The organism is Ruegeria sp. YTSC106, from assembly GCF_059609765.1.
Map to the genome: position 1 here is coordinate 44,117 of NZ_JBXWMI010000017.1, position 23,635 is coordinate 67,751.

The following is a 23,635-nucleotide window of genomic DNA, read 5'->3' on the forward strand; positions in this document are numbered from 1 at the left end:
TCGGCCGGGAATTTCAAGCTCTGCCCTGTTGTTCACAGGTGCCGGTTGATTTGGCTGACGCTGCTTTGGCCCGCGCGTGCCTGCCCTTATGCTGGCACCGCTGGCCTCTGGTATCGACCAAATCCTGGACGCAACTGGAACGCCCGTTGAAATTCGCCCTTAGTCGTCAAGCCCAAGCAGGGCGATCGGCGCGTCGGGCGCGCGATAAAAGTCAAGCGGCGCGCTGTCATGGGCCGCCGTGCTGCGTTTGAATTCATACCGCATCTCACCGCCCTCATCCTCATCCGCGACGATGAGGCATTGATAGAGGTGGTTGGCCCCGTCATAGATATCGACAAGTCCGCGCAGGCGCGGCGTGGTTTCCGCCTCAACCGTAAAACCGTCTTTCCACAATTTGAGTATTTTGTAAGTATTGTCGCCCATTTCCACACGTAAACGGCTGGCTTTTTTCAATGTGGCGATTCGTGCCGCGTCCAACTCGGCGCGTATTTCCTTTGAAACATAGGTACTCATTAATCTGTTCCCCCCGTGAATGACTACCATTGTGCGGGAAAAGTTGTAAAAATCCAGTGAACCACGTCACAGACATCCGATCTGGCGGAGGTTTCCTGCACAGAAACCCCGGCCTCGACTGTGCGCGAATGCAGGGCATTTGCGCGGGCACTCGCATAGGAAGACACCGGGTCCGGCCCTATCTTTGGCGAAACGCGCATGCGGAGGAAAAGATATGGGCCTGTTGGTCGAAGGAAAATGGCACGACACTTGGTATGATACCAAATCCACGGGCGGTGCATTCAAGCGCAGCGCCGCGCAGTTTCGCAATTGGTTGACAGCTGACGGCGAGGCGGGACCATCAGGCAAAGGCGAGTTCAAGGCGGAACCCGGGCGCTATCACCTCTATGTCAGCTACGCTTGCCCCTGGGCGCATCGCACCCTGATTTTTAGCGAGTTGAAAGGGCTGAACGATCTGATTTCAGTCTCGGTCGTACATCCGGACATGCTGGACAAAGGCTGGACCTTTGAAACAGACGGCCATGGCGCGACGGGCGACGATCTCTATGGGCTGAACTATGCTCACCAGATCTATACCAAAGCCGATCCAGCCTATTCGGGCCGCGTGACCGTGCCGATCCTATGGGACAAGCAGAAGGAAACCATTGTCTCGAACGAAAGCTCGGAAATCATCCGCATGTTCAATTCGGCCTTCAACGGGATCACCGGCAATACCGATGATTACTGGCCCGAAGCGATGCGCGATGAAATCGAAGAGGTCAACGGGCGCATCTACTCAGACGTCAACAACGGCGTGTACAAGTCCGGCTTTGCCACCTCGCAAGCGGCCTACGACGCCGCAGTGGGTCCTTTGTTCGACACGCTGGACTGGCTGGAAGACCGTCTGGCCCGGAACCGTTACCTGATGGGGGATCGGATCACCGAGGCTGACTGGCGGCTGTTTACGACGCTGATCCGCTTTGACCCGGTCTATCACCTGCACTTCAAATGCAACAAACGGCGTCTGATCGATTACACGAATCTATGGGCCTATACGCGTGAATTGTACCAATGGCCCGGCGTGGCCCCCACCGTGAACATGACCCATATCGTGCGCCACTATCACTACAGCCATGACAGCATCAATCCATACCGGATCATTCCGGTGAACCCGGTGCTGGATTACGCAGAACCGCACCGCCGCGATCAGCGCCCAGCTGCGTAGTGTTCAACCATCGCCGCCAGATCCTCTGGCGGTGTTTCGCTTTGCACATAAGCACAGGCATTCGGACTGTGGGCAAAGATTGATCCATCCGAGAAGAAGGTGGTGTTGGTGACAAAGATCACCCGCGCCTGGGGGCGGCGATAGCTGGCAAAATCGGCCACAGCCAGAGCACTTCCGGTTTCCAGAACCAGATCCAGCACGATGATTTCGAAATCCGTGCCGTATAGCGCCAGAATGGCGGCCTCCTGCGTCTCGACCAGTGTGACCTCGGCGCCTTGCCGTTCCAGATGCCTTTTCCAGACCCGACCAAGGTCGGAATTACTCTCAACAATCAGAACTTTCATTTGCAACAACCTCGGCACTTGATATGGTGAGTGGTGCCGACCCCCGTGGTCCGTGATCCCGTTATTTCCTTAACAAAGTGTTAACAGCAGCCCCACAGCCCCGTGATCGGGCGGATTTGCTTGTATTAGAGGCAAGAATCCGCTTGAAGCACGCCAAAAGCGGTTTTTTTCTCGCAGAGAGAGCAGATGAGCACATCGGATCAAGACCTGGATCCACGCACGGTTCGCGACCACGGCGGCGGGCTGGACAGGGCGATTGCACAATACGGCGGGCAACGCACCGACTGGATCGATCTGTCTACCGGCATCAATCCGCATACCTATCCTGTTTCGGGCCTGACTGCCGCTGACTGGGCTGAGTTACCGGATCACGGGGCTTTTGAACGGCTGAACGGTGCCGCACGCCGGTTCTGGGACGTGCCGCACCGAGCATCGATCCTGCCCGCACCGGGAGCATCGGCGGTCATCGCGCGTCTTCCCGCGCTAACTGCGGCGGGTACGGTACAGATCACGCCGCCCACCTATAACGAACACGCCGCCGCCTTTTCGGCACAGGGGTGGAATGTTCAAACAAAAGGGCCGGGTGACGCCCGCGTGATCGTCCATCCGAACAATCCCGACGGGTATATCTGGCAGGAAAGCGACGTCTCAGCGCCACTTACCGTTATTGATGAAAGCTTTGGCGACGTCATGCCGGACAAGTCCTTGATCCATCTGGCAGACCGCCCCGGCGTGATCTTGCTGAAGAGTTTTGGCAAGTTCTGGGGGCTGGCCGGGATGAGACTGGGATTCGCCATCGGACGACCGGACTTGATCAACCGGCTGAACGATCTGACTGGGCCATGGTCGGTTTCAGGCCCTGCCTTGCGGGTTGGCACACAGGCCCTTGAAGATACGGATTGGGCGAACGCCACGCGTAAGCGACTGGCAGACGAGGCCACTCGGCTGGATTTGCTGTTGACGGCCAGAGGAGCCAAGGTCGCTGGCGGCACAAGCCTGTTCCGATTGTACAAGGTCGATGATGCCTCCCGCTGGCAGGAACAGCTGGCACAGAACCATATCTGGAGCCGCATCTTCCCCTACTCCGAAACCTATCTGCGCCTCGGTTTGCCTCCTGCGAACGGGTGGGACCGGCTGGAGGTCGCGCTGTGAGCCTTGGCCTGATGCTGGTCTGTGCCATGTGTCTGGACGCAGCGCTGGGAGAACCCGACTGGCTCTGGTCGCGTATCAAGCATCCGGCGGTAGTGATCGGAAACCTGATTGGCTGGCTGGATAAACGTCTGAATCACGGGGCCGCACGTCGGGCAAAAGGGGTGGGTGTGCTTGTCCTGCTGGTTTGCGGCGCATGGGGGCTTGGATGGGCTTTGTCCCTGCTGGGGCCAGTTGTCGAAATCCTGGTCTGCGCGATCCTGCTGGCGCAAAAATCGTTGGTCGCGCATGTTCGCGCCGTGGGCAAAGGGCTGATGGCCTCGCTGGCAGAGGGACGGACGCAGGTGGCCAGGATCGTCTCGCGCGATACACAGGACATGACCGAGGCGCAGGTGGCACGCTCAGCCATCGAAAGCGCCGCAGAAAACCTTAGCGACGGTGTCATCGCGCCTGCTTTCTGGTTTCTGGTCGCGGGGTTGCCGGGGCTGCTGGCCTATAAGGCGGTAAATACCGCCGACAGCATGATCGGGTATCGCAATGAAAAATACCGCGACTTCGGCTGGGCCTCGGCCCGGTTCGATGATCTGCTGAACCTGATCCCTGCCCGTCTGACCTGTGTGATGATCGTGGCACTCTCTGGACAGCGGTCGCGCTGGCGCGTGATTGTGGCGGATGCACGTCGCCATATCTCGCCCAACGCAGGCTGGCCCGAGGCCGCCATGGCCCGCGCCTTGAACGTCGCCCTAGCCGGACCGCGCAGCTATGACGGTAAGGTACGGGATCTGGCCTGGGTCAATGGCGATGCCCCGCGCGAGATCGGGGCGTCAGAGGTTTTTCGCGCATGTCACATGTTGTGGAGCGTTTGGGGGCTTGCGCTTGGGCTCGTGTCAGTGTGGGTTGTGGTCAAACTGATATTCTGAAGGGTCCCTTCATGCGTTTTCTTTCCGGCCTTATCGCCGCTGCCCTGTTTGCCTCTCCTGCCTTGGCCCAATGTGGCGGTGACTTCAATTCTTTTGTCAAAGGGCTAAAGGCCGAGGCCAAACAACAAGGCTTTGAAAAATCCACCGTGAACGCTTTTTTCAAAGGCGTGCAGCAGGATGGCGCCGTGCTGAAGGCCGACCGGGCGCAGGGAGTGTTTCAGAAGCCCTTCATCGAGTTTTCCCGTCGTCTGATCTCGGCCAACCGTATCGAACGCGGGCAAGCGATGTCGCGCAAATACGATGCGGTATTTGGCCGGATCAAGAGGGAATACGGCATCTCGCGTGGGGTGTTGCTGGCTTTCTGGGCGTTCGAGACCGATTACGGATCGTTTCAGGGCGACTTCAACACCCGAAACGCACTGGTGACTTTGGCCCATGACTGCCGTCGGCCCGACCTGTTCCGCCCCCAAATCTTTGCAGCTATCGAGCTATATCAGAACGGTGATTTCGACCCGGCCCGTACAACTGGCGCATGGGCCGGTGAAATCGGTATGGTCCAGATGCTGCCGCGGGATATTCTGGAAAACGGTGTCGATGGTGACGGCGACGGGCATGTCCGTCTGAAAACCTCGGCCCCCGATGCGCTGATGTCCGGGGCCAAGATGCTGTCGCATCTGGGCTGGCGAGCAGGCGAACCCTGGCTACAGGAGGTCACGGTGCCCGCGCAGATGGATTGGTCGCTATCCGGCCCCGGCAAGCCCCGTTCGGTGGCGGATTGGCAGGCCATGGGCGTTCAGGCGCGCAGCGGGTCGCTGGCGAACCTGCCCGCCTCGCTGATCCTGCCACAGGGGCACAACGGCCCGGCCTTTCTGGCCTATCCGAACTTCGACGTCTATTTCGAATGGAACCAGAGCTTTGTTTATGTAATGACCGCCGCCTATTTCGGTACACGTCTGGAAGGGGCGCAGATTTACGATGCCGGCAATCCCGCACAAGGTCTGAACGGGGCGCAGATGAAGCAGCTGCAAAGCAAGCTTCAGACCAAAGGGTATGACGTTGGCAAGGTCGACGGGATCCTTGGGGCTGGCACCAGAGCGGCCGTGCAGGCGGAACAGAAGCGGCTTGGCCTGCCGGCCGACGCATGGCCGACAGTGGATCTGCTAAACCGGCTTTAAGCAGCAACCACGCTCACGCGACCCATTCCCGTTCCTGCGGAACATGGGGTGCAAAGGCGCGCGTCGTCACCACGGCACCCTCGGTTTCGATTGCAGTGTTGGGCTGTATCTCGAGCCATCCTTCATTATTGGCATCCAGTGGCTCGGACGAAATGATGATACCGTCTTTGCAGGCCTTGTAATGCAAGCTGGGTGCAAACCGATCAGAGGCATAACGGGCCGCAAAAACCCGTTTACCGTCCGACCAGCAGGCGGCAAACCGAAGATAGGGTGATGCTCCGCGGTGCCTGGAAAGGGCTTCGACCCGACCGACCGCACGGGCCATTGCACCAACAGGATCGGCGTCCAGCCCCTTTCCATGGGCGATGAGAAAGATCGCCTCGCTCTCGGTTGCGCCCATACGATGTTGGTACAGGTGCGCCGGGATCATGGTATCAAGCTCTTGCCGGATGCGTTCATGACCCCCGGCCTGACCGTTATGCATGAAGCTCCATCTGCCGACGCCAAAGGGGTGACAGTTGTTGCGCGAGGTCGCCATACCCGTCGAGGCCCGTACATGGGCCAGAAACAGCCGTGATTTCGTGTGATGCGCCAATTGCTTCAGATTGGCATCAGACCACGCTGGATGGGTGTCCTTGTAAAAGCACGGCGTTTCACGATCAGAATACCATGCCAGACCGAACCCATCCGCGTTTATCGGTGTTTTCCCAATTAATGCGTTTCGGCTTTGAATAACAAGCGATTGTTCTTGCTCAAGGACCAGTTCGTCCAGATATCGCTGCTGCCCAACCCAAGCCAAAAAACGGCACATTTTTTTTCCCGTACATCAAAGAAGATTCTCCGGGACGATACCGCCTTGGTTGTCAGGTTTCCTCCCTTACATCATCTGGATTTTCGGTATTTGTCTATCAAATGATCTGGAAATATAAAAATTTCAGATCATTTTATTCACTACGCACCGGATACCGGTCGCCTTTTTCGTCAATCAGGATCAACCTTTCCCCGCTGCGCACGTACAAATCGCACCGGCTGAACCCGGTGCGGTAGGCGATGCAGACACTGCCATCCTCGGCAATGGAATAGGTACCAAAAGCAGAATCTCCGCTCGCGTATGTGTAGGAATAGGCCCCGCCCGCTGAGAATTTCGCTTGCCCGTCGTCGTAGAAAGTCAGTGTCTGTCCTGCCAAAGCGTCAAGCTCTGCGGTTGTCAGGGGAATGTCCCCGGTTTTGACAGGCCAGTCGGCGGCAAAGGCCGGGCTGGCGGCGACGAGGGCAGAGATCAGAAAGCGCGTCATGCGCCCAGACTAGCGCGATAAAGTTGCACCCGTCATAAACTTGCAGTGAACGGGGTCACGCGACCATCTGTTCGGCCTTCTTCAGATCGACCGAAACCAGCTGACTGACACCCTGTTCCTGCATGGTGACACCGAACAGGCGATCCATGCGCGCCATAGTCACCGCATGGTGGGTGATGATCAGGAAGCGCGTGTCGGTCTGGCGGCACATCTCGTCCAGCAGATCACAGAAGCGCGTCACGTTTGCATCGTCCAGTGGTGCATCAACCTCGTCCAGCACACAGATCGGGGCTGGATTGGCGAGGAAGACGCCGAAGATCAGCGCAGTCGCCGTCAGGGTCTGCTCACCGCCCGACAACAGGCTGAGAGTCGAGAGCTTCTTACCAGGCGGCTGGCACATGATCTCTAGACCCGCGTCCAGAGGGTCGTCACTTTCGACCATCACAAGATTGGCCTCGCCACCACCAAAGAGATGCTTGAACAACATGGCGAAGTTTGAATTCACCTGTTCAAACGCGGTCAGCAAACGCTCGCGCCCTTCGCGGTTGAGGCTGGCGATACCGCTGCGCAGGGCCTTGATCGCCTCTTCCAGATCGGCTTTTTCGCTGCTGAGCGTATCGAATTCTTCCTGAACTTCCTTGCTGTCTTCCTCGGCCCTCAGGTTCACCGCACCCATCGCATCGCGCTGGCGTTTGTGACGGTTCACTTCGGATTCCAGAACGTCCGCAGCTGGCATCTGGTCGGGGTTCACGTCCAGCTGGTTCAGCAATTGGTTCGGGGTCAGTTGCTGATCCTCGGCAATCCGTTCGGCCGCCGCGACAACACTTTCCTTGGCCGCGTCACAGCGCGCCTCGGCCGCGGCACGGCTTTCGCGCGCTTCAGATGCCAGACGCTCGGCTTCCCGTTCGGCCAGAACGATTTCACGCTGCTGAGCCTCGGCTTCAGCCAATTTGTCGGCTGCTTCGGCCCGCCGAGCCTCGGCGGCAGCGATCAGTTCGTTCAGTTCCTCACGCGCCTCGGCGATTTCGCTGGGCGCGGCCATGGCCTCGGTCAGCTCTTCTTCCGAGCTTTCCTTGCGCTCGGCAAGTTCCGAGATCCGCTTTTCAGCCGTTTCTAAACGGTGGCGCCATCCACTGAGATCCTTTGTGACCTCTTGGGTACGACGCGTGCGGGCGTCCCCTTCGCGGCGCAGTTCGTCATGGGTCGAGCGGTGGGTCAGCATGGTGATCCGCGCCGCCTCGACGGTCTGCTTGATGTCTTCCACTTCTGCACGGGCGCTGTCGAGGTCGCCCAGGCCGCTTAGAGAGGCTTCTGCCTCGCGCAGTTGTGCACGGGCCGACATCGCATCTTCCTTGTGACGGTCCACGGCCAGAGCAAGGGTTTCCAGCTTGCCTTGTGCAAGATTGCGATCCGCTTCGGCCCGGCTGAGCAGACGGGCGGTTTCAGCCATGCGCTGATCAGCAGCACGGCGGGCTTCACGCGCACGGCGGTCTGCCTCAGTCACATCCGCCAATTGCTGAGACAGGGCTTCATGTGCGGCACGGGCACCGTCAGCCTGTGCTTCGGCACGGGCAAGGTCCTGTTTCAGCGCTTCCAGCCTGTTGAGCTGCTCCAACCGCAGAGCAGCAGCACTTGGCGCGTCTTCGGCCCAGGCACGGAACCCATCCCAACGCCACAGGTCGCCCGAGCGGGACACCAGACGCTGGCCGGGTTTCAACGACGCCTGCAACCGCGCGCCCTGATCCGCATCCACCAACCCGATCTGGGCAATTCGGCGGCTGAGACGATCCGGCCCCGAGACATGAAGCGCCAGTGGTTCAGCCCCTTCAGGCAATGGCTGGTCGCTGTCATATCCAGCCACCTGCACCCAGCCGGACGGGCCGTCGCCCTCAACCAGCGGCGCGCGCAGATCGTCAGCCAGAGCAGCACCCAGAGCCTTTTCATAGCCGGGTTCGACGCGCAGCAGGTCCAGCACCTGACCACCTTCCGCTGTGTCGCGTTCCACCAGCTTGGCCAGAGCAGTGGTTTCGGCCCGGATCGCTCCAAGCTCGCCTTCCGCTTCGGAACGTCGCGCCCGGGCCTCGGCTTCGCGCCCTTGCGTTTCGTTGCGAAGTTCATCCGCTGCGGCAAGAGCCTCTTCGGCGGCTTCGACCGCTTCACGGGCTTCTTCCTCGCCCAATTGGGCTTCTTCAAACGCCTCGCTGGCGCGGATCAGGGCTGTTTTCGCCTCGTCCACGGCCTGCCGGGCTTTTCCCTCTTCGCCCTCGGATCGGGTTAGCGTCTTGCGACTGTCTTCGACCAGACGCTGGGCTGACTGGTGCCGGGCAACTAGGCGGGCCATATCCTCGGTTTGCTGCGACAGGTGGTCTTCGCGTTCCTGTAGGATCGAGGCCGCCTCGCGGGCGATTTCCGCCGCCTCGGCCACTTTCTCATCGTGACCTTCAGCTGCCTTGGCCAACTCGCGCGCTTCCCATTCCAGCCGTTCGATCATTTGTCCCGCATCGCGGTTCAGACCGGCTTCGCGTTCGATGTCGTTGCCCAGCTGCTGGATTCGGTTGGTCAATGTTTCGATCGTCTGACGCGCGCGGGTTTCCTGATCGGACAATTGATCGCGCTGCACCTGCTGGCGTTGCAGCACGGCGGCGGCAATGGCCTCTTCCTCGCGCAGCGGCGGCAGGGTTTCCTCGATCTCGGCACGTTTCGCGGCAGCAGCGCGGGCTTCAGCCTCGGCACGGGAGGCTTCGGTGATCCGCTCACGCAGTTTTTCTTCGGCCTGCTGGCGGGCCATGTCGGCCTCTTTCCAACGTCGATAAAGCAGCATCCCCTCGGCCTGACGCAGCTGTTCGCCAATTTCGCGATAGCGCGCCGCCTGACGGGCCTGACGCGCAAGCTGGGCCAGTTGTCCGCCCAACTGCTCCAGCACGTCATCGACGCGGGTCAGGTTGGCTTCGGTGCCCTTCAGCTTCAGCTCGGCCTCATGGCGACGCTGATAGAGGCCCGAGATCCCGGCGGCCTCTTCCAGAATACGGCGACGGGCGCGCGGCTTGGCGTTGATCAACTCGGCAATGCGGTTCTGTCCAACCAACGCGGGCGAATGCGCACCGGTCGAAGCATCGGCAAACAGCATCTGCACATCGCGCGCACGAACGTCTTTGCCATTTGTCTTGTAGGCACTGCCCACATCGCGGGTGATGCGGCGTACGATTTCCAGTTGATCGCTGTCGTTGAACCCCGACGGTGCCAGACGCTCCGAGTTGTCCAAGGTCAAAACGACTTCGGCAAAGTTGCGCGCCGGACGTGTGGCAGCACCGGCAAAGATTACGTCTTCCATCGCGCCGCCGCGCATGGATTTGGGGCGGTTTTCCCCCATCACCCAGCGCAATGCTTCCAGAAGGTTGGACTTGCCGCAGCCGTTCGGGCCCACCACACCAGTCAACCCGTCCGCGATGATCAGATCGGTCGGATCAACAAAGCTTTTGAAGCCGGTCAGTTTGAGCTTGCTGAAACGCAATGGCTGCGTGTCCCATGATTCCTGTGCATTGAAAGTCTGCGCAAGGGATGGGGTCTGAGTCAACGGAGTTGCGCAGGATATGGGATTTCAATTTGAGTTATCCACAACATCTTGCCTAAATGCGCAAGAATGCGCGTGTTTTAATAAGGGGTGCATTCAAAGACCTGGTAACCGTAGTCGTCACCGACATTTTCATAGGCACCATAGTCGATGCACTCGTAGTTCGGGGTAGAGACGGCTGTCAGCAGCAATTGCTTGCCCGCCTCTCGATCACACCCCAGAACACCAACCGTGACCGCCGCATCACCCAAAACATCCAGGATCGGACAGCCAGAAACCTGCGCCATCGCCAACGCGGCCCGATCCCGAACCGGACCCAGCCGAGGGGCATATTGTGCGTTGATCCGCACAGCCTCGGCCAGATCGCCGCGCACGCGCACATCGAACACACTGCCATTCACAGCCACGCGAGTGGCAGGAACATCGCGAAAATGCGGAGTGCCGGCGGCGCAGGCGGCCAGCAACAGAAGTGCGAGAAACCGGATCATGCCGCAAAGTTGCAGCATTTTGGTTAACAGAACCTTTCCGAACGTCAGGCCCGCAGCACCTCTCCCAGCCGGCGAATGCCTTCGCGGATCGTCGCCTCGTCGGAATTTGAAAAACTGAGACGGATCGTGTTTGCACCGCTGCCATCCGGGAAAAACGCCTGCCCCGGAACAAAAGCTACTTTGACTGTGTCCAGCGCACGCGCCAGCAGGTCAGAGCCAATCCTCCCCTCGGGCAACGTGACCCAGATGAACATTCCACCCTCAGGGCGTGTCCAATCCACCCCGTCCGGCATATGCTGTTCCAATGCGTTCAGCATCACATCACGGCGGCTGCGATAGACTTCGCGCACTTTTGGAATATGAGTGTCAAAACAGGCCTGCGCCACCTGATGCACGGCCATCTGGTTAATGGTCGCGGAATGAAGGTCGGCTGCCTGTTTCAGCAGTACCATCTGAGAAATGACTGGCTTGGACGCAACGACCCATCCCATGCGCAAACCAGGCGACAGCGTTTTCGAGAAACTGCCGCAATAGATCGTCCGACAGTCCTCGATTGACCCTTTGCGGGCCTGCTCCAAAGACAGTATGGGGGGGATCGGTTCCCCGTCGTAGCGCAGAGCCTGATAGGCTCCGTCCTCTATCAACGCGCAATCCAGCTCCTCGGCCAGATCCAGCAGAGCCTCCCTGCCCTGCAAGTCCACGGTTTCTCCTGTCGGGTTTGCAAAATCCGCTGACAGATAGGCGAACTTCACAGTGCCTTCGCCTGCTGCGGCCTTGTATTCGTCCGCCCCTTGGTTGCCATTGAGCCGGTCAAAGCGCGGCTCATAGGCGTTGAATGCCGCCAGCGCACCCAGATAAGTGGGCCACCCAACCAGGGCCGTATCGCCGGGGGACAGGAACAGCTTGCCCAGATAGTCCAGCGCCTGCTGTGAGCCAGAGGTGATCAGGATGTTGTCGATGTCACACTCCACCCCGATTTCGTGCATGTGCTGCACCAGCCACTGCCGTAATGGGACATAGCCTTCGCTGACCGAGTATTGCAGCGCCTGCGCTTGCATATCCGGCCCCAGGGCCTGCTGAAACGCCTGTGCAAATGCATCGGCGGGAAACAGGGCGGGATCAGGAATCCCACCGGCAAAGGAAATGATGCCGGGTTGGTCGAGCAGCTTCAGCAGTTCGCGAATCTCTGACGCTTTCATCCGCGAGGCCCGGGTGGCAAACAAAGGGTTTTGGGACATGAGGTTCCTCCGATCTCAATTCGGCGCAGCCTATGCCCTCTCACATTAAAGTCAATATTGCTGACCTTATTTTTCGGCGGATGTGACCGGGGATTCTTGAACAGCACCAGCGTCCATGGTCAAATGAATTGACCAATTTCGGAAGATGAGATGCCTTTTCACAAAGTTCAGACGGAAAAACTGTCGCTCGCAGTCGTTCGCCAGATCGAGCTTCTGATCCTGCGTGGCATCCTGCGCCCTGGAGAGCGCCTGCCATCAGAGCGAGAGTTGGCAGAGCGCATGGGCGTTTCGCGCCCGTCCTTGCGTGATGCAATTTCCGAACTTCAGGAACAGGGGCTTTTGACCGCGAAAGCCGGATCCGGGATCTATGTGGCCGAGGTTCTGGGCTCTGCCTTTTCCCCTGCGCTGATCCGTTTGTTCGGCAGCCATGAGGAAGCCGTATTCGACTATCTGTCCTTTCGCCGTGACATGGAAGGGCTGGCGGCCGAACGGGCCGCGCGGATGGGATCAGACAGCGACCTTAAGGTCGTTCAAGCGATCTTTGACAAGATGCAGGCGGCCCACAACCGAAACGCTGCGAATGACGAGGCGCAGCTGGATGCCGAATTCCACATGGCCATCATCGAGGCCAGCCACAATGTGGTGATGCTGCATATGATGCGGTCGATGTATGACCTGCTGGTGCAGGGGGTGTTCTACAATCGCCAGACCATGTTCCGTCAGCGCGCCACCCGCGAGGCCATCCTAGATCAGCACCGCGCCATCAATGTGGCTCTGCAACAGCGTGATCCTTTGGCTGCACGAAATGCAATTGAACGCCATTTGGACTTTGTGGAACGCTGTATGGCGGACCAACAAAAGACCGATCGGAACGAAGCTATTGCGCAACAAAGGCTGCAACACGAAACCGGGCGGACCTAAGGGCCGTCCTGATAATTCAGACCGAGCAGGGCAAGGCCGGGACTAGGCGGCGCCTGACGCGGCTGGAAGCAGATGTCGGGGAAACGGAGCCCCGCTGCCTTCTCCCAGACGGTCCTCAGCGGCCAGTGTTGTCAGGGCCGGGTCGATGAACAGCCTTGCACCGCGATCCCTCAGATGTTTGTGCAGCATAACATGTTCGCACACTTGTTGGCCTTTTTCGTCCCGGCAAGAATAGCGCAATCCCCGCAGCGCGCGGGATTTATACAACCCGGCACCTCCGAAAGCGCTGTCGACCGGGATCAGGGGCGTATCGGCAGGAATGTGAAACTGGCGGTCAAAAACAGCGGACTTCATAACAGACCGGCGCCATTTACGACGCCCGAACAGCGGCCTGCGCGTGCTTTGAATGCGTTGCCACACGTCTTCATCACACCAGCCAGGGCATCGCAGCGCGTAGATATCGTCATACGCTGGTTTGGGGTTGGCGAAAACACCTTCCCACAACGGGGCGACCCGCTGCGCTGCTGCCAGAACTGTCTGAGCATCCAGGCAGGTATTCGGACCATCCATATCCAACACCAGTGTCAACTCCAGGTCCCTGTCTTGGTCCTCGAGTTTTTTGAGAACTGCGTTCCTGGCCGCCGTGATGCGCTCGACCCGGTTTGGCAATTCTGACGCTAGACCATCCAGTCGCATGATATCGACATGCCTACTTTGACCCGCATAGTCGGACAACACTTGATCCGTACCGTCCGTGTTGTCGTTCGTCGCAATGGTGACAGTGAACCGGCGCAACTGCGCGGACAGGTTTTCGATCCTGTTGATCGTGTCGATCAGCGCCGACCCGCCATTTCGGACGACGCCGACAATATTCATCGAAACTGCGTTGCCTGACACCGCCTGTCTTTCCCTGCTATTGTCACGCCCCCAGCGGAGCGCTCCTATCAACCTGATCCCCGGCAGGTCGTAGGATTCGGAGTGTTTCGAACAACAGAAACAGAAGCGGGCCAAAAACAAAAGACCCGACAGCCAAAAGCTCTCGGGTCGTCTGTTTCATTTGTCTGTCGGGGTCACCCTTCAGTGCAGCTTGGCACCTACATCTGCAATCGATGCATCGATCAGCTTGTTGGCCTGCGCTGCGGTCATTTGCTTCGCCAGAACCGAGCTTGCCGCGGAAACCGCAACCGAAACGGCCTGATCACGCACTTCCTTCACTGCAGATGCTTCAGCCGAAGCGATCTGGTCTTGAGCAGCCGCAAGACGACGCTCGATCGACTTTTCCAAGTCAACTTTCGCCTGTTCTGCTGCCAAAGCCGCGTCTTCCTTCGCTGCTGCAACAATCGCATCGGCCTGCCCCTGAACTTCACGCTGCTTGCGCTCGTAAGAGGCCAGCAAAGTGCGTGCTTCTTCATGCAGCGCACGGGCTTCGTCCAGTTCGGATTTGATGCCTTCGGCACGGTTGTCCAGCGCACCGCCGATCATACCGGGGACCTTGAAGTAGAACAGGACCGCGATGAAGACGATGAAGCCCAGAAGGACGACAAAGTCGGTATTGCCAAGCGAGAAAAACGGGCCGCTTGCGGCAAAGGCCGGGCTGGCTGCACCAACGGTCAGGACAAGAGCAAGAGTGTTCCGCATGTCACTTATCCTTTCGTCTGCGCGTCAACAGCACTGGCAATAGCATCAGCTTCCGCTTCGCCGCCCAGCGCAATTACCAGTTCAGCCGCCGTATCCTTGGCAACCACCTGAATGCTTTCCAGCGCACCGACACGGATTTCGGCAATCGCCTTTTCCGATTCAGCCGCCTTTGCAGCGATTTCCGCGTCCGCCTTTGCAATCGCGACATCCAGACCAGACTGGATTTCGGCGCGTGCTTCGGCAGCGATCCGCTGCGCTTCGGCACGGGCATCGGCCAGCGCCTTGTTATAGGCCTCTTCGGCCTCGACCGCTTTGGCCTTCAGATCTTCGGCCGCAGCCAGGTCATTTGTAATGGTCCCCTGACGTTCCGCCAGGATTGCCGCGATGCGCGGCAGGGCCACGCGGGACAGGACCAGAAAGATGACGACCAGCGTAATGACCAGCCAGAAAATCTGGTTGGGGAACCAATCGAAGCAGAGCTGTGGCATCCCGATGGCAGAGCCATGCGAGTCGACGCACGAGCCAACTACTTCTTCTGAAATGGGTTCAGTCGCCATGATGTCCTCCGTCGGAACGTTGTCTTTACAACAGATGGGCCGCTATGGCTTGGGCCCACCTGCGCGTAAGGATCAGGTTCCGCAGATTAGACGGCGAACATCAGCAGCAGCGAGACCAGGAATGCGAAGATCCCCAGGGCTTCTGCGAATGCGATACCGATGAACAGGGTTGCGGTCTGCGAAGCAGCCGCCGAAGGGTTGCGCAGGGCGCCGGCCAGGAAGTTGCCTGCTACGTTGCCCACCCCGATTGCGGCTGCGCCGGAACCGATTGCTGCCAGGCCTGCGCCGATGTGTGCGAGATCGCCTTCCATGATGTTTCTCCTTACGAATTGGAAGTTTCGATGTTTGGGTATCGGACCTCAGTGCGACGGATGCAGCGCATCCTTCAGGTATACACAGGTCAGAATGGTGAATACGTAGGCCTGAATGAAGGCCACCAGGACCTCAAGGCCGTACATTGCGGTGATCGCCAGAACCGACACGGGCGAAATCACGGCAATCGCGGCGAAGCCTGCGAAAACCTTGATCACCGCGTGGCCTGCCATGACGTTACCGGCAAGACGAATGGAGTGGCTGACGGGACGCACGAAGTACGAGATCAGCTCGATGATTGCCAGGATCGGGCGCAGCGCCAACGGCGCGCTGGACACCCAGAACAAACCCAGGAACCCGGCGCCGTTCTTGACGAAGCCCAAAATGGTCACGGTCAGGAACACGGCCAGCGCCAGCGGGATGGTCACGGCGAAATGCGATGTCGTGGTGAACGAGGTCGGGATCAGACCCAGGAAGTTCGCGGTCACGATGAACATGAACAGGGTCATGACATAAGGGAAGTACTTGACGCCTTCCTTGCCGCAAATGTCTTCCAGCATCTTGTAGATGAAGCCATAGGCCAGTTCCGCCACCGACTGCATACGCGTCGGCACAATGGCACGTTTGGATGTGGGCAGAACCAGCAGAGCTGTTACGGCCAGCACTGCAAAGAACAACCACAGAGTCACGTTGGTGACCGTGAACATGCCTATCGCACCGTCGCCGAACAGCGGCTTGACGATGAACTGATCCATCGGGTGGAATACCAGGCTGCTGCCTTCTGCTGCGGTGGTCTCAGTTGCCACGTTCAGTCCCTCTCGTCCTTCTCGGCCGCCGATGCCGCCGTTTGTTTATCTTGAACCTCTTTCGCGCTGCGGAGCATAACCTTCACGCCCGCGACAAGGCCCAGCAATGTGAACAGCACCAGAAAGATCGGGATCGTCCCGAGCAGGCTGTCCAGCCCGTATCCGATGCCAAATCCGATCCCGAGACCGGAAACCATTTCAATGACCATCCTCCAGGCAAGCTCGCCCCCGGACACGTCAGCGTCCGCACGAGGTTTTGGCGCCTTGGCCTTTTTCGCCGCCTCGATCTTGGCCTCCAGCTGCGCCATCCGCTGCTTTTGGTCATCATCGGTCACGGGCGTTTCCCTCGTACAGTCTTGGGCATGGTGCTAAGGCGCGAAAGGCGCAGAGTCAACGACCTTGAACGCCCTGATTGACGCACCTTAACACTCTGAAAAAGTTGTATTTTCCAGAAGACCCAAGGCACGCCAATCGCTCCGATGGCCACCGGTGCGCCGCCAGAGCCCTGAATCTCCATATTCAACCAAATGGTTGACCAATCCCGACGGCTATGGTTGAGCGGACACATGTCCAACGATCTCGACACAGTCTTTGCAGCCCTCGCCGACCCCACCCGCCGCGCTATCCTGGCGATGCTGCTGGAGGATGATATGGCCGTGACAGATGTGGCCGAACCGTTCGAGATGTCGCTGGCCGCGATTTCCAAACACTTGGTGATACTGACCAAGGCAGGTCTGATCAGTCAGGAAAAACACGGGCGGGTAAAGTGGTGCAAACTCGAACCTGACGCCTTGCGCGCCGCTTCGGTCTGGATGCAGGGGTTCGGGCAATTCGAACCCGTCAATCTGGACGCGTTCGAACGGTTTCTAGAAATTGAACTGCCGAGGTCGGACGAGGCCTAACGCACCACAAAAACCGACATGCTGGCGTGTTTCGCCAGATAACCGGCGTGGCTCGAGAAGATGTAGTCGGTGATCCGGGGTGCGTGGGTGCCGACAATGACCAGATCTGCGCCAATCTCCTCCGCAGCACGGGTCAGATCGCTGTCCACTTCGGCGGCGACGTCGACCGAATGCACCTTGCGCATGGAAACGTCGGATCCACTCTCAGCAGCCAACTGTTCGGTGAACTCCGCCAATTCCTTGTCGATCTCAGCTTCGGTTTCCGAGGATTCACCCATATGGGCCCCGGTGACGCTGACCAGAGTAATTTTAGCCCCCTGCCATTTTGCAACTTGTGCAGCGACATCGGCCGCTTTGCGAACCTCGGGCGGTAGATGCCGGTCAATCGGCAACATGATGTGTTTGAACATGATCTCCTCCTTTAGCTTGCTGACGAAGCTAATGGAGGTGCCGCAAGGGCGCCTTGATCTGGCTCAACAAAATCTATCTCTGGGATGTATCTTGGATTCGCCCGGTTCCGCCCGAGAAGATGGGCCTTATTCCATGACGCGGCGAACTGGCACCGAGGGCGGGATTTCCTCTTTCAACAGCATAAGCAAAGCGATGATTGTCAGCGCCACACCACCCAGGATCAAACCGGGTGGCACGCCTTTGCCCAGCGCAATCTCCCACAAAATGACCCAGCTGGGAACTAGGTAGGTATAGGCCATGACCTTGGCCGACGGCAGCCGCAGGGAAGAAAACTGCACCAACACGAAGCTGGCTGCCGTTGCAAAGAACGAAATATAGAACAAGCCGGTCCAGACAATGGCCGGAAGCGCAGCCCAATCGGTGGCCATCAGGTCAGACCAGCCGAGCACGACCAACAACAGGCACCCGGCGACCAGCGTACCGAAGGTAAAGACCACGGCGGGCTCTCCTCGGTTCAGCTTGCGGATCGCGGGCGTATAAATCGCGTGGGCGACGCAGCCCCAGAAATAGATGATCTCGCCCCCACCGATTTCAAAGGCACGGAACATCTGCCAGTCGGCCCGAAAGATCACCCACAGCGCGCCCACCGCACCGATGGTCAGTGCCAGCGCCATGCGCGGCGTTGTGATCTGGCGCAACAAGACCCACCCCGCCATGGCAGAAACAACTGGTGTCAAAGTGAATACCGCGGCCGCACTGACAGGCGGCGCGGTTTGCAGCCCATAAAACATCAGGACGAAATAGGTGGCGAATAGACCCCCAAGTACCAGATAACGCCAAGGCGCCTGCGCGGCGCTGCGTGGCAGGCCGGTTGTTGCAAGCGCGGCCAAACCAATCACCGCAGCGGCAATCGCAAAGCGCACCGCGTTCAGAGCGGCCGGGGCAATCTCGTTGGCGATCATGGACCCCAGCGAAAAGCTGCCCGCAACAAGGGCTGAGAAGGTCAGCATGGCCAGATGGCCACGCATCTGCGGATTCATGGCTGCCAGCCTTTGGCTTCTTCTTTCAGATAGCTCAGGAACGCCTGCACCTTGGTGGTGCGATGCAAATCCACGTGGGTCACCAGCCAAAGATTGCCGAACCATTCCGGGAGCGGATCAATCACCTCGACCAGATTGTCGTGGCGGGCGGCCTCCCAACGGGCCATGAAACCGATGCCTGCACCGGCCAGAACGGCCTCGCGCATGCAGAAGTTGTTGGTACAGCGGAAGGTGATGCGATCGGCAGGTACCGTCGCGCGCAGCCAGCGGGTGAACGGCGCGCGGCTGGTCTCATCGTCAGAACTGACGAAGTGATAGTTTCCGAAATCCTCGATGCCGGATGGCCTGCCGAACCGTTTGACGTACGAGGTACTGGCATAAAGGCCGACTTCCTCTTGCCGGAACGGTTGGACAACATTGTCGGGTTGATCGGGAGCCGATCCGGCGCGGATCGCCACATGCGCCTCGCCATATTCCAGCCGGAACAGCCGGTCGCCGGTCAGGTATCGCACGATCAGGTCCGGATGCATCTTTTGAAACGCGGTGAGCGTTGGCACGACCAACGGCGCAAGAGACCCCAGAGATGTCACGACCAATTCACCCGAGACGTCGTCTCCGCGACCCTTCATCCGGCCGACAAGCTGATTGAACTGATCTTCGGTAGCCTGCGCCACACGCAGCAGATCGTCGCCTGCTTCGGTGGGTGTGTATCCCCGCGCATGACGCTGAAACAGTTTGACACCCAAACGCGACTCGATCGCATCGATGTGACGGATCACGGTGGCATGGTGAACACCCAGAACCTCTGCCGCGCCGCTGACCGTACCCATGCGTGCCACCTGATAGGCGGTTCTCACTTCATCCCAATTGTCCATGGCAATGTCATCACTGTGCAATTTCCAACAATAACTGTTGATGTATCCGAGTTTCGTTCGCAAACGCAATAATCATATTGGCGGCAGGACAAGATTTCCGTGACCCAAAGGACCTGAACAATGGCTAAAACTATCCTTCATATCGACTCTTCTGCCCGCCGCGTGAATTCGACCACCCGCGATCTGTCCGACCGCGTGGTCAAGCAACTGGGCGCAGAACGCATCATCCGTCGTGATCTGGCCACCCCCCTGCCCCTGCTGACGGAAGACTGGATCGCCGCCAATTTTACCCCCGCCGACCAGCGCGACGACGTACAGCGCGACCGGCTGGCCCTGTCGGACGAACTGGTTTCCGAATTGCAAGACGCCGACACCATCGTCATCGGCCTGCCGATCTATAACTTCTCGGTCCCCGCGGCGTTCAAGGCGTGGATAGACCTGGTTGCCCGCGCGGGTCTGACCTTTTCCTACACGGAAAACGGCCCCAAAGGCCTGCTGGAAGGGAAGCGTGCCATTCTGGCCATCGCATCGGGCGGTGTTCCTGTCGGGTCCGAAGCTGATTTCGCCACCAATTACGCGCGCCACGTTCTGGGTTTTATCGGCATTCATGACGTCGACGTCATCGCCGCGGATCAGATGGCCGTGAACCCGGATGCGGCGCTGGAAAATGCCCGCAAGGCAGTGGCGGAGCTTGCAGCCTGATCGCCTCTGGTCAATAGGCGTTAAAACGTCCAGTCTGCCGGTCAGCAAACAGGCAGACTGGACGGGGCGCATGAAAAAAATAGGTATTCTGGGTGGCGTGGGCTGGGCCTCGACCGTCGACTATTACAGGGCCATTGCCGAAGGGGCCGGGCGTTATTTCGCTGAACGTGGTCACGGCTCGCCTTTGCCAATCCCTCCGATGACCATCGAATCCATCACGCAGGCCAGGACACGTGCCCTTCGTGGTGTTGTCGGGGATGAGGCAAGCTGGGCGGATTTTGACGCGGTGTTCCGCGACGCCCTGCTGACTCTCGAACGCGCCGGGTGCGATTTCGGCATCATCGCGTCCAACACCCCCCATGCGCGGCTTCACGCGATACGGCAGAGTGTCTCGATGCCAATCCTCAGCATCTTTGACGCGACCGCCGAAGCCACTGCAGGAACTGGCGCGTCCAAGGCTCTGGTCTTGGGAACAGCTGTGACGATGCAGGCCACCAACTATGCGGATCGTCTGGACGCCGAAGGCATTGCCGCAAATGAACGGTTGCCCGAACCCGAGATTTCCAAGATGCAGGCCATGATCGACAGTGACTTCTACGGCGGCGCATCCGACGCGGCCCGGGCCCGACTACTGGCCTTTTGCGACAAGTACGCCAGCCCCGGAACCGCGATTCTGCTGGCCTGTACCGAGCTTCCACTGGCTTTTCCGAACCACCTGGACGATCCGGTGTTCGAGGCTGACCGACACCTGTTCGTCAACCCGTCAGCCGCGCATGTTGCCGCCGCACTGAAAGAGGCGCTGATGTAATCAGGGCAACCAGGTGACCTCGCACCCGATGCGATCGAAGAAGGCCATCATATCTGCCCGCTTCAGGGCCACGGTGCGGTCGTTGACAAGGGGGTGCATGTAAATCACCTCGGCCTGTTTTGCCGCCGCATCCATGAAGAACCGTACATCATTCTGAACTCCGTTGATCATCGCCAGCGGGCTGACCGCGCCGGGACGTATGCCTAGGTTCTGGAACAGACGGTCCGCCGAGCCAAAGGACAGGTTGCCAATGCCCAGCTCGGCCCCCAGCGCCTTAAGATCAATCTCGCGGCTTTGCTCCAAGGTCACCAGATAGTTGCGCTTTTTCTTGTCTCGCAGATACAGGTTCTTGACCCGAAGCGCGTACTCTCCCGGCACCATGAACTGGTCTTCAACCGCCTTGGCATCCTCAACCGTACGCAAAGGCGCATGGGTATGCAGGCGATAGGTCAAGCCCCAGCCAGCCATCCGCGTCAACAATGCGTCGGAGCTCAGCGGCAGTGTGTCCTGATAGGCAGATGAAGCGTCCACGAAACCCTCCTGTTTAGACTGCTCATCGCGCACCAAGGCTTGGAATTCAAGCGCGGGACATACAATCGCCCGGGTGATAGCCTGTCCGAATGAAAGTCGCGCGCAACACACCCCAACAGCTGATCCTCAGCGATACCCCTTGGTTCTTCGGAATTCTGTTTGCTTTGAATACCCTGATTTTTGCAGCGCTTGGCCTTTTGCTGACATGGGCTGGCGGGTCGGCTTTCTGGTACGGGTTAAGCATGATCATCTTTGGTGGCGCTATGGGTTTATGGAGCTTTCACCTGCTGGTGAGGCGCGTTCAGGTAATATTTGACCGGACCAAGGGCACGTTGGTGATCCGTCAGAAATCCATCTTCGGATATGCAGCTATAGAGCACGCTCTGTCCGACCTGTCCCATGCAGAAGTTGAAACCATACTGAACAAGCCCGCATGGTTGTTCGCAAGCCGTCATCGTCCGGTTCTGTTGCTGGACAAGGGTATGAGTGCGGGTCGTCATCCGATCATCCAAGCTTTTTCGACCGGAACCTGTGCCGAACGCATCACCGGCACGGTCAATGACTGGCTTGCTGCACGTGGAGGTGACCCCGGCACCCGCTCTGCCTGAAATCAAGGCGATGCGGTCTTGGTGCCTGCCTGTTTGCGATTCCATTCGCGCAAGGCGCGGGCAAATCAAACTGGAACAGGATGTTGGAACGGTGCTAGCGTACCGCCATGAAAGTGACCCGAGACACCCCGAACCAACTGATCATCGCCAATACGCCCTGGTTCATCGGTATCATGCTGGTCATTTTCATTCTGGCCTTTGTCGGTTCCGGTATTTTCCTGATGAGCACGGGCGGCGAAGGCATCTGGTTCGGCCTGATCTTCGCCCTGGGCGGAGGTGGTCTTGGCTTTGGTGCCTTTTGCGCTTTTGTAAGACGGGTTCAGATCATTCTGGACAGGAGGAAGGACAGTATCCTGATCCGCCGCCAATCCGTCTTTGGCTATGAAGCGGTTGAACACACGCTGTCCAACCTGTCCCACGCTGAAGTCGAAAGCACGACATCCCGCGGCAAAAACGGCACCTCGACGCTGTATCGCCCGGTCCTTGTTCTTGAGAAAGGGATGAGCGCCGGTCGCCATCCCATTGTCGAAGCATTTTCCAGCGGGTCTGGTTCTCATCGGTTGGCTGATGCCGTAAATGACTGGCTTCCATCGAAGCTCGGGCAAGACCGTCGTGAAGTCGGGGCGGGTTAAGGGGCCAAGCCGCGTTCCAGCCACAAGCGTTCCTCGGGTGAAACTAACTCGGACATACAGGCACCGTAACGCCCCATGTCTTCCGCCGTTAACTTGCCTTCCCATTTCTCGCTGGTTCCTGAGGCAAAGAACTGCGCGTAGTCGTGGAAGACAGTTTGGAAGCCCGGCGCTTGTGCCGCGCGTTCGGCATTGTTTTTCATCGAACCGAAGCTGCCTGCCTCGGCGATATCGTTGACCAGTTTTGGATCGATATTGATATCTGAAATCCGGGCTATCCGGGCCACCTGACCCGGCAGGTCACGACTGAGTTCTGCATAGTGCAGAAAGTGAATATTGGGCAGCTGCCGGTAACCCCAGAAGGATCGAAAGTGATGAATGATCGATCTGAGAGACAGATCATCCGTGCCCTTGGACGATGCGGGCCGTTCCAGAAACATCGCAAACGCCTCGGACAAATCATCGGGAAACAGATAGTCCAGCCAGTCTTCCTTCATATTGGCAACATGATTTCGAAGCGAGAAATGCACGTCAACCGGGTGGCGATGCACCACAAGATAAGTCGCATCTGGTGAATAAGTGATCCCGTCCAAAGGCGTATGAGTCTTGATGCAGCGCCGATGCGTCTGCGCCTCCAACTGAGAGGCTTGTTCTTCCTGATCCCTGAATCCAGCGTCCAACCATGGCGAGACCTTGTTGTCATAAACTGCAGGATCCGCTCTACCGGTGATCAGCATCCGAACCAGCGTCTGCGTCCATGTTGTTCCACACTTGGGCGGTGTGCAGACAAAGATATCGTCTGGGCGGATATCGAAACTGGACCAGATGTCTGTGTTGGTGACTTGTCCGACATACTCGTTCGTTCTTTGCGGAAGATTGTCCTTCATAGCGCCCCCTGGACTTGGTACATCCAGATTACACCACGCGCGGTGCGTTTACCTAGGGCCCACCTTGACTCGGGCAGTCCATCGGCGTAGATGACGCCACAACATCCGGAA

Annotated in this window: 28 protein-coding genes; 10 read left to right on the forward strand and 18 right to left on the reverse strand. The window is 58.7% G+C overall.

Annotated elements, in window-relative coordinates:
- Nucleotides 1–159: 159 nt before the first annotated feature.
- Nucleotides 160–513, reverse strand: coding sequence for a hypothetical protein (locus tag AC2FEB_RS19305; protein ID WP_299900476.1), 354 nt, complete (start codon nt 511–513; stop codon nt 160–162).
- 214 nt (nt 514–727) lie between these two features.
- Between AC2FEB_RS19305 and AC2FEB_RS19310 the strand changes: the two genes are divergently transcribed.
- A complete protein-coding gene (locus tag AC2FEB_RS19310) occupies nt 728–1,717 on the forward strand; it encodes a glutathione S-transferase family protein (protein ID WP_496675921.1) in 990 nt (329 codons plus the stop codon).
- Here the strand turns inward: AC2FEB_RS19310 and AC2FEB_RS19315 are convergent.
- Nucleotides 1,699–2,061 (reverse strand): response regulator transcription factor, encoded by a 363-nt coding sequence (locus AC2FEB_RS19315; protein ID WP_496675924.1) that lies wholly within the window; start codon nt 2,059–2,061, stop codon nt 1,699–1,701. The two genes, AC2FEB_RS19310 and AC2FEB_RS19315, sit on opposite strands and share 19 nt — an antisense overlap.
- 186 nt (nt 2,062–2,247) lie before the next feature.
- On the opposite strand from AC2FEB_RS19315, the gene AC2FEB_RS19320 reads away from it, so the two are divergent.
- Genes AC2FEB_RS19320 through AC2FEB_RS19330 form a run of 3 tightly spaced genes read left to right on the forward strand, consistent with a single transcriptional unit; the run spans nt 2,248 to nt 5,305 of the window.
- Nucleotides 2,248–3,213 carry a threonine-phosphate decarboxylase gene (locus tag AC2FEB_RS19320; protein WP_496675926.1) on the forward strand — a complete coding sequence of 322 codons (966 nt, stop codon included), beginning with the start codon at nt 2,248–2,250 and terminating at the stop codon, nt 3,211–3,213.
- Nucleotides 3,210–4,130: an adenosylcobinamide-phosphate synthase CbiB gene (gene cbiB, locus AC2FEB_RS19325; protein WP_496675928.1), complete on the forward strand. Its 921-nt coding sequence runs from the start codon at nt 3,210–3,212 to the stop codon at nt 4,128–4,130. The genes AC2FEB_RS19320 and cbiB overlap by 4 nt, the downstream gene beginning before the upstream one ends.
- 11 nt (nt 4,131–4,141) lie before the next feature.
- Nucleotides 4,142–5,305 (forward strand): lytic murein transglycosylase, encoded by a 1,164-nt coding sequence (locus AC2FEB_RS19330; RefSeq protein WP_117869891.1) that lies wholly within the window; start codon nt 4,142–4,144, stop codon nt 5,303–5,305.
- Nucleotides 5,306–5,318: 13 nt separating this feature from the next.
- Here AC2FEB_RS19330 and AC2FEB_RS19335 read toward each other — a convergent pair whose 3' ends face one another.
- The 5 genes from AC2FEB_RS19335 to AC2FEB_RS19355 all read right to left on the reverse strand — a co-directional run bounded on the left by AC2FEB_RS19335 (nt 5,319) and on the right by AC2FEB_RS19355 (nt 11,897).
- On the reverse strand, nt 5,319–6,116 hold the full coding sequence (locus AC2FEB_RS19335; RefSeq protein WP_496675930.1) for a class II glutamine amidotransferase: 798 nt from the start codon (nt 6,114–6,116) through the stop codon (nt 5,319–5,321).
- Nucleotides 6,117–6,249: 133 nt separating this feature from the next.
- Entirely contained in the window at nt 6,250–6,600 is a 351-nt protein-coding gene (locus AC2FEB_RS19340) for a hypothetical protein (RefSeq protein ID WP_117869893.1), read from the reverse strand.
- A 55-nt stretch (nt 6,601–6,655) separates the two neighbouring features.
- Nucleotides 6,656–10,111, reverse strand: coding sequence for a chromosome segregation SMC family protein (locus AC2FEB_RS19345; RefSeq protein ID WP_117872850.1), 3,456 nt, complete (start codon nt 10,109–10,111; stop codon nt 6,656–6,658).
- Nucleotides 10,112–10,251: 140 nt separating this feature from the next.
- Complete coding sequence (locus AC2FEB_RS19350; RefSeq protein WP_254683711.1) at nt 10,252–10,677, reverse strand: hypothetical protein; 426 nt, start codon at nt 10,675–10,677, stop codon at nt 10,252–10,254.
- Nucleotides 10,678–10,703: 26 nt separating this feature from the next.
- Complete coding sequence (locus AC2FEB_RS19355; RefSeq protein ID WP_117869894.1) at nt 10,704–11,897, reverse strand: aminotransferase-like domain-containing protein; 1,194 nt, start codon at nt 11,895–11,897, stop codon at nt 10,704–10,706.
- Nucleotides 11,898–12,047: 150 nt separating this feature from the next.
- On the opposite strand from AC2FEB_RS19355, the gene AC2FEB_RS19360 reads away from it, so the two are divergent.
- The gene (locus AC2FEB_RS19360) at nt 12,048–12,818 is read left to right on the forward strand and encodes a FadR/GntR family transcriptional regulator (RefSeq protein WP_117869895.1); all 771 of its coding nucleotides are present in this window, start codon (nt 12,048–12,050) and stop codon (nt 12,816–12,818) included.
- Between the two features lie 42 nt (nt 12,819–12,860).
- Here AC2FEB_RS19360 and AC2FEB_RS19365 read toward each other — a convergent pair whose 3' ends face one another.
- The 6 genes from AC2FEB_RS19365 to AC2FEB_RS19390 all read right to left on the reverse strand — a co-directional run bounded on the left by AC2FEB_RS19365 (nt 12,861) and on the right by AC2FEB_RS19390 (nt 16,466).
- A complete protein-coding gene (locus AC2FEB_RS19365) occupies nt 12,861–13,715 on the reverse strand; it encodes a hypothetical protein (RefSeq protein WP_162896810.1) in 855 nt (284 codons plus the stop codon).
- 180 nt (nt 13,716–13,895) lie between these two features.
- Complete coding sequence (locus AC2FEB_RS19370) at nt 13,896–14,456, reverse strand: F0F1 ATP synthase subunit B (protein WP_117869897.1); 561 nt, start codon at nt 14,454–14,456, stop codon at nt 13,896–13,898.
- Between the two features lie 5 nt (nt 14,457–14,461).
- Entirely contained in the window at nt 14,462–15,013 is a 552-nt protein-coding gene (locus AC2FEB_RS19375; protein WP_117869898.1) for a F0F1 ATP synthase subunit B', read from the reverse strand.
- Nucleotides 15,014–15,099: 86 nt separating this feature from the next.
- A complete protein-coding gene (locus AC2FEB_RS19380) occupies nt 15,100–15,324 on the reverse strand; it encodes a F0F1 ATP synthase subunit C (protein WP_005981269.1) in 225 nt (74 codons plus the stop codon).
- 48 nt (nt 15,325–15,372) lie between these two features.
- Complete coding sequence (locus tag AC2FEB_RS19385) at nt 15,373–16,131, reverse strand: F0F1 ATP synthase subunit A (protein WP_117869899.1); 759 nt, start codon at nt 16,129–16,131, stop codon at nt 15,373–15,375.
- 2 nt (nt 16,132–16,133) lie between these two features.
- Entirely contained in the window at nt 16,134–16,466 is a 333-nt protein-coding gene (locus AC2FEB_RS19390) for an AtpZ/AtpI family protein (protein ID WP_117869900.1), read from the reverse strand.
- A 231-nt stretch (nt 16,467–16,697) separates the two neighbouring features.
- Here AC2FEB_RS19390 and AC2FEB_RS19395 point away from each other — a divergent pair, with 231 nt between their 5' ends.
- Nucleotides 16,698–17,033: an ArsR/SmtB family transcription factor gene (locus AC2FEB_RS19395; RefSeq protein ID WP_117869901.1), complete on the forward strand. Its 336-nt coding sequence runs from the start codon at nt 16,698–16,700 to the stop codon at nt 17,031–17,033.
- On the opposite strand, the gene AC2FEB_RS19400 is transcribed toward AC2FEB_RS19395, so the two are convergent.
- The 3 genes from AC2FEB_RS19400 to AC2FEB_RS19410 form a co-directional block, all read right to left on the reverse strand.
- The gene (locus AC2FEB_RS19400; protein WP_117869902.1) at nt 17,030–17,443 is read right to left on the reverse strand and encodes a universal stress protein; all 414 of its coding nucleotides are present in this window, start codon (nt 17,441–17,443) and stop codon (nt 17,030–17,032) included. The genes AC2FEB_RS19395 and AC2FEB_RS19400 overlap by 4 nt on opposite strands.
- Nucleotides 17,444–17,569: 126 nt before the next feature.
- Nucleotides 17,570–18,484, reverse strand: coding sequence for a DMT family transporter (locus tag AC2FEB_RS19405; protein WP_496675940.1), 915 nt, complete (start codon nt 18,482–18,484; stop codon nt 17,570–17,572).
- Nucleotides 18,481–19,359: a LysR family transcriptional regulator gene (locus AC2FEB_RS19410; protein ID WP_117869904.1), complete on the reverse strand. Its 879-nt coding sequence runs from the start codon at nt 19,357–19,359 to the stop codon at nt 18,481–18,483. The genes AC2FEB_RS19405 and AC2FEB_RS19410 overlap by 4 nt, the downstream gene beginning before the upstream one ends.
- Before the next feature lie 120 nt (nt 19,360–19,479).
- Between AC2FEB_RS19410 and AC2FEB_RS19415 the strand changes: the two genes are divergently transcribed.
- Together AC2FEB_RS19415 and AC2FEB_RS19420 are read left to right on the forward strand one after the other, a co-directional pair.
- Nucleotides 19,480–20,061, forward strand: coding sequence for an FMN-dependent NADH-azoreductase (locus AC2FEB_RS19415; RefSeq protein ID WP_117869905.1), 582 nt, complete (start codon nt 19,480–19,482; stop codon nt 20,059–20,061).
- Nucleotides 20,062–20,131: 70 nt separating this feature from the next.
- Nucleotides 20,132–20,869: an aspartate/glutamate racemase family protein gene (locus AC2FEB_RS19420; protein ID WP_496675943.1), complete on the forward strand. Its 738-nt coding sequence runs from the start codon at nt 20,132–20,134 to the stop codon at nt 20,867–20,869.
- Here AC2FEB_RS19420 and AC2FEB_RS19425 read toward each other — a convergent pair whose 3' ends face one another.
- Entirely contained in the window at nt 20,870–21,400 is a 531-nt protein-coding gene (locus AC2FEB_RS19425; protein ID WP_117869906.1) for a prolyl-tRNA synthetase associated domain-containing protein, read from the reverse strand. It abuts the gene before it with no gap.
- An 89-nt stretch (nt 21,401–21,489) separates the two neighbouring features.
- Here AC2FEB_RS19425 and AC2FEB_RS19430 point away from each other — a divergent pair, with 89 nt between their 5' ends.
- Together AC2FEB_RS19430 and AC2FEB_RS19435 are read left to right on the forward strand one after the other, a co-directional pair.
- The gene (locus tag AC2FEB_RS19430; RefSeq protein WP_496675947.1) at nt 21,490–22,008 is read left to right on the forward strand and encodes a hypothetical protein; all 519 of its coding nucleotides are present in this window, start codon (nt 21,490–21,492) and stop codon (nt 22,006–22,008) included.
- A 107-nt stretch (nt 22,009–22,115) separates the two neighbouring features.
- Nucleotides 22,116–22,640 carry a hypothetical protein gene (locus tag AC2FEB_RS19435; RefSeq protein ID WP_117869908.1) on the forward strand — a complete coding sequence of 175 codons (525 nt, stop codon included), beginning with the start codon at nt 22,116–22,118 and terminating at the stop codon, nt 22,638–22,640.
- Here the strand turns inward: AC2FEB_RS19435 and AC2FEB_RS19440 are convergent.
- Nucleotides 22,637–23,524 carry a sulfotransferase domain-containing protein gene (locus tag AC2FEB_RS19440; RefSeq protein WP_117869909.1) on the reverse strand — a complete coding sequence of 296 codons (888 nt, stop codon included), beginning with the start codon at nt 23,522–23,524 and terminating at the stop codon, nt 22,637–22,639. The genes AC2FEB_RS19435 and AC2FEB_RS19440 overlap by 4 nt on opposite strands.
- Nucleotides 23,525–23,635: the final 111 nt, after the last annotated feature.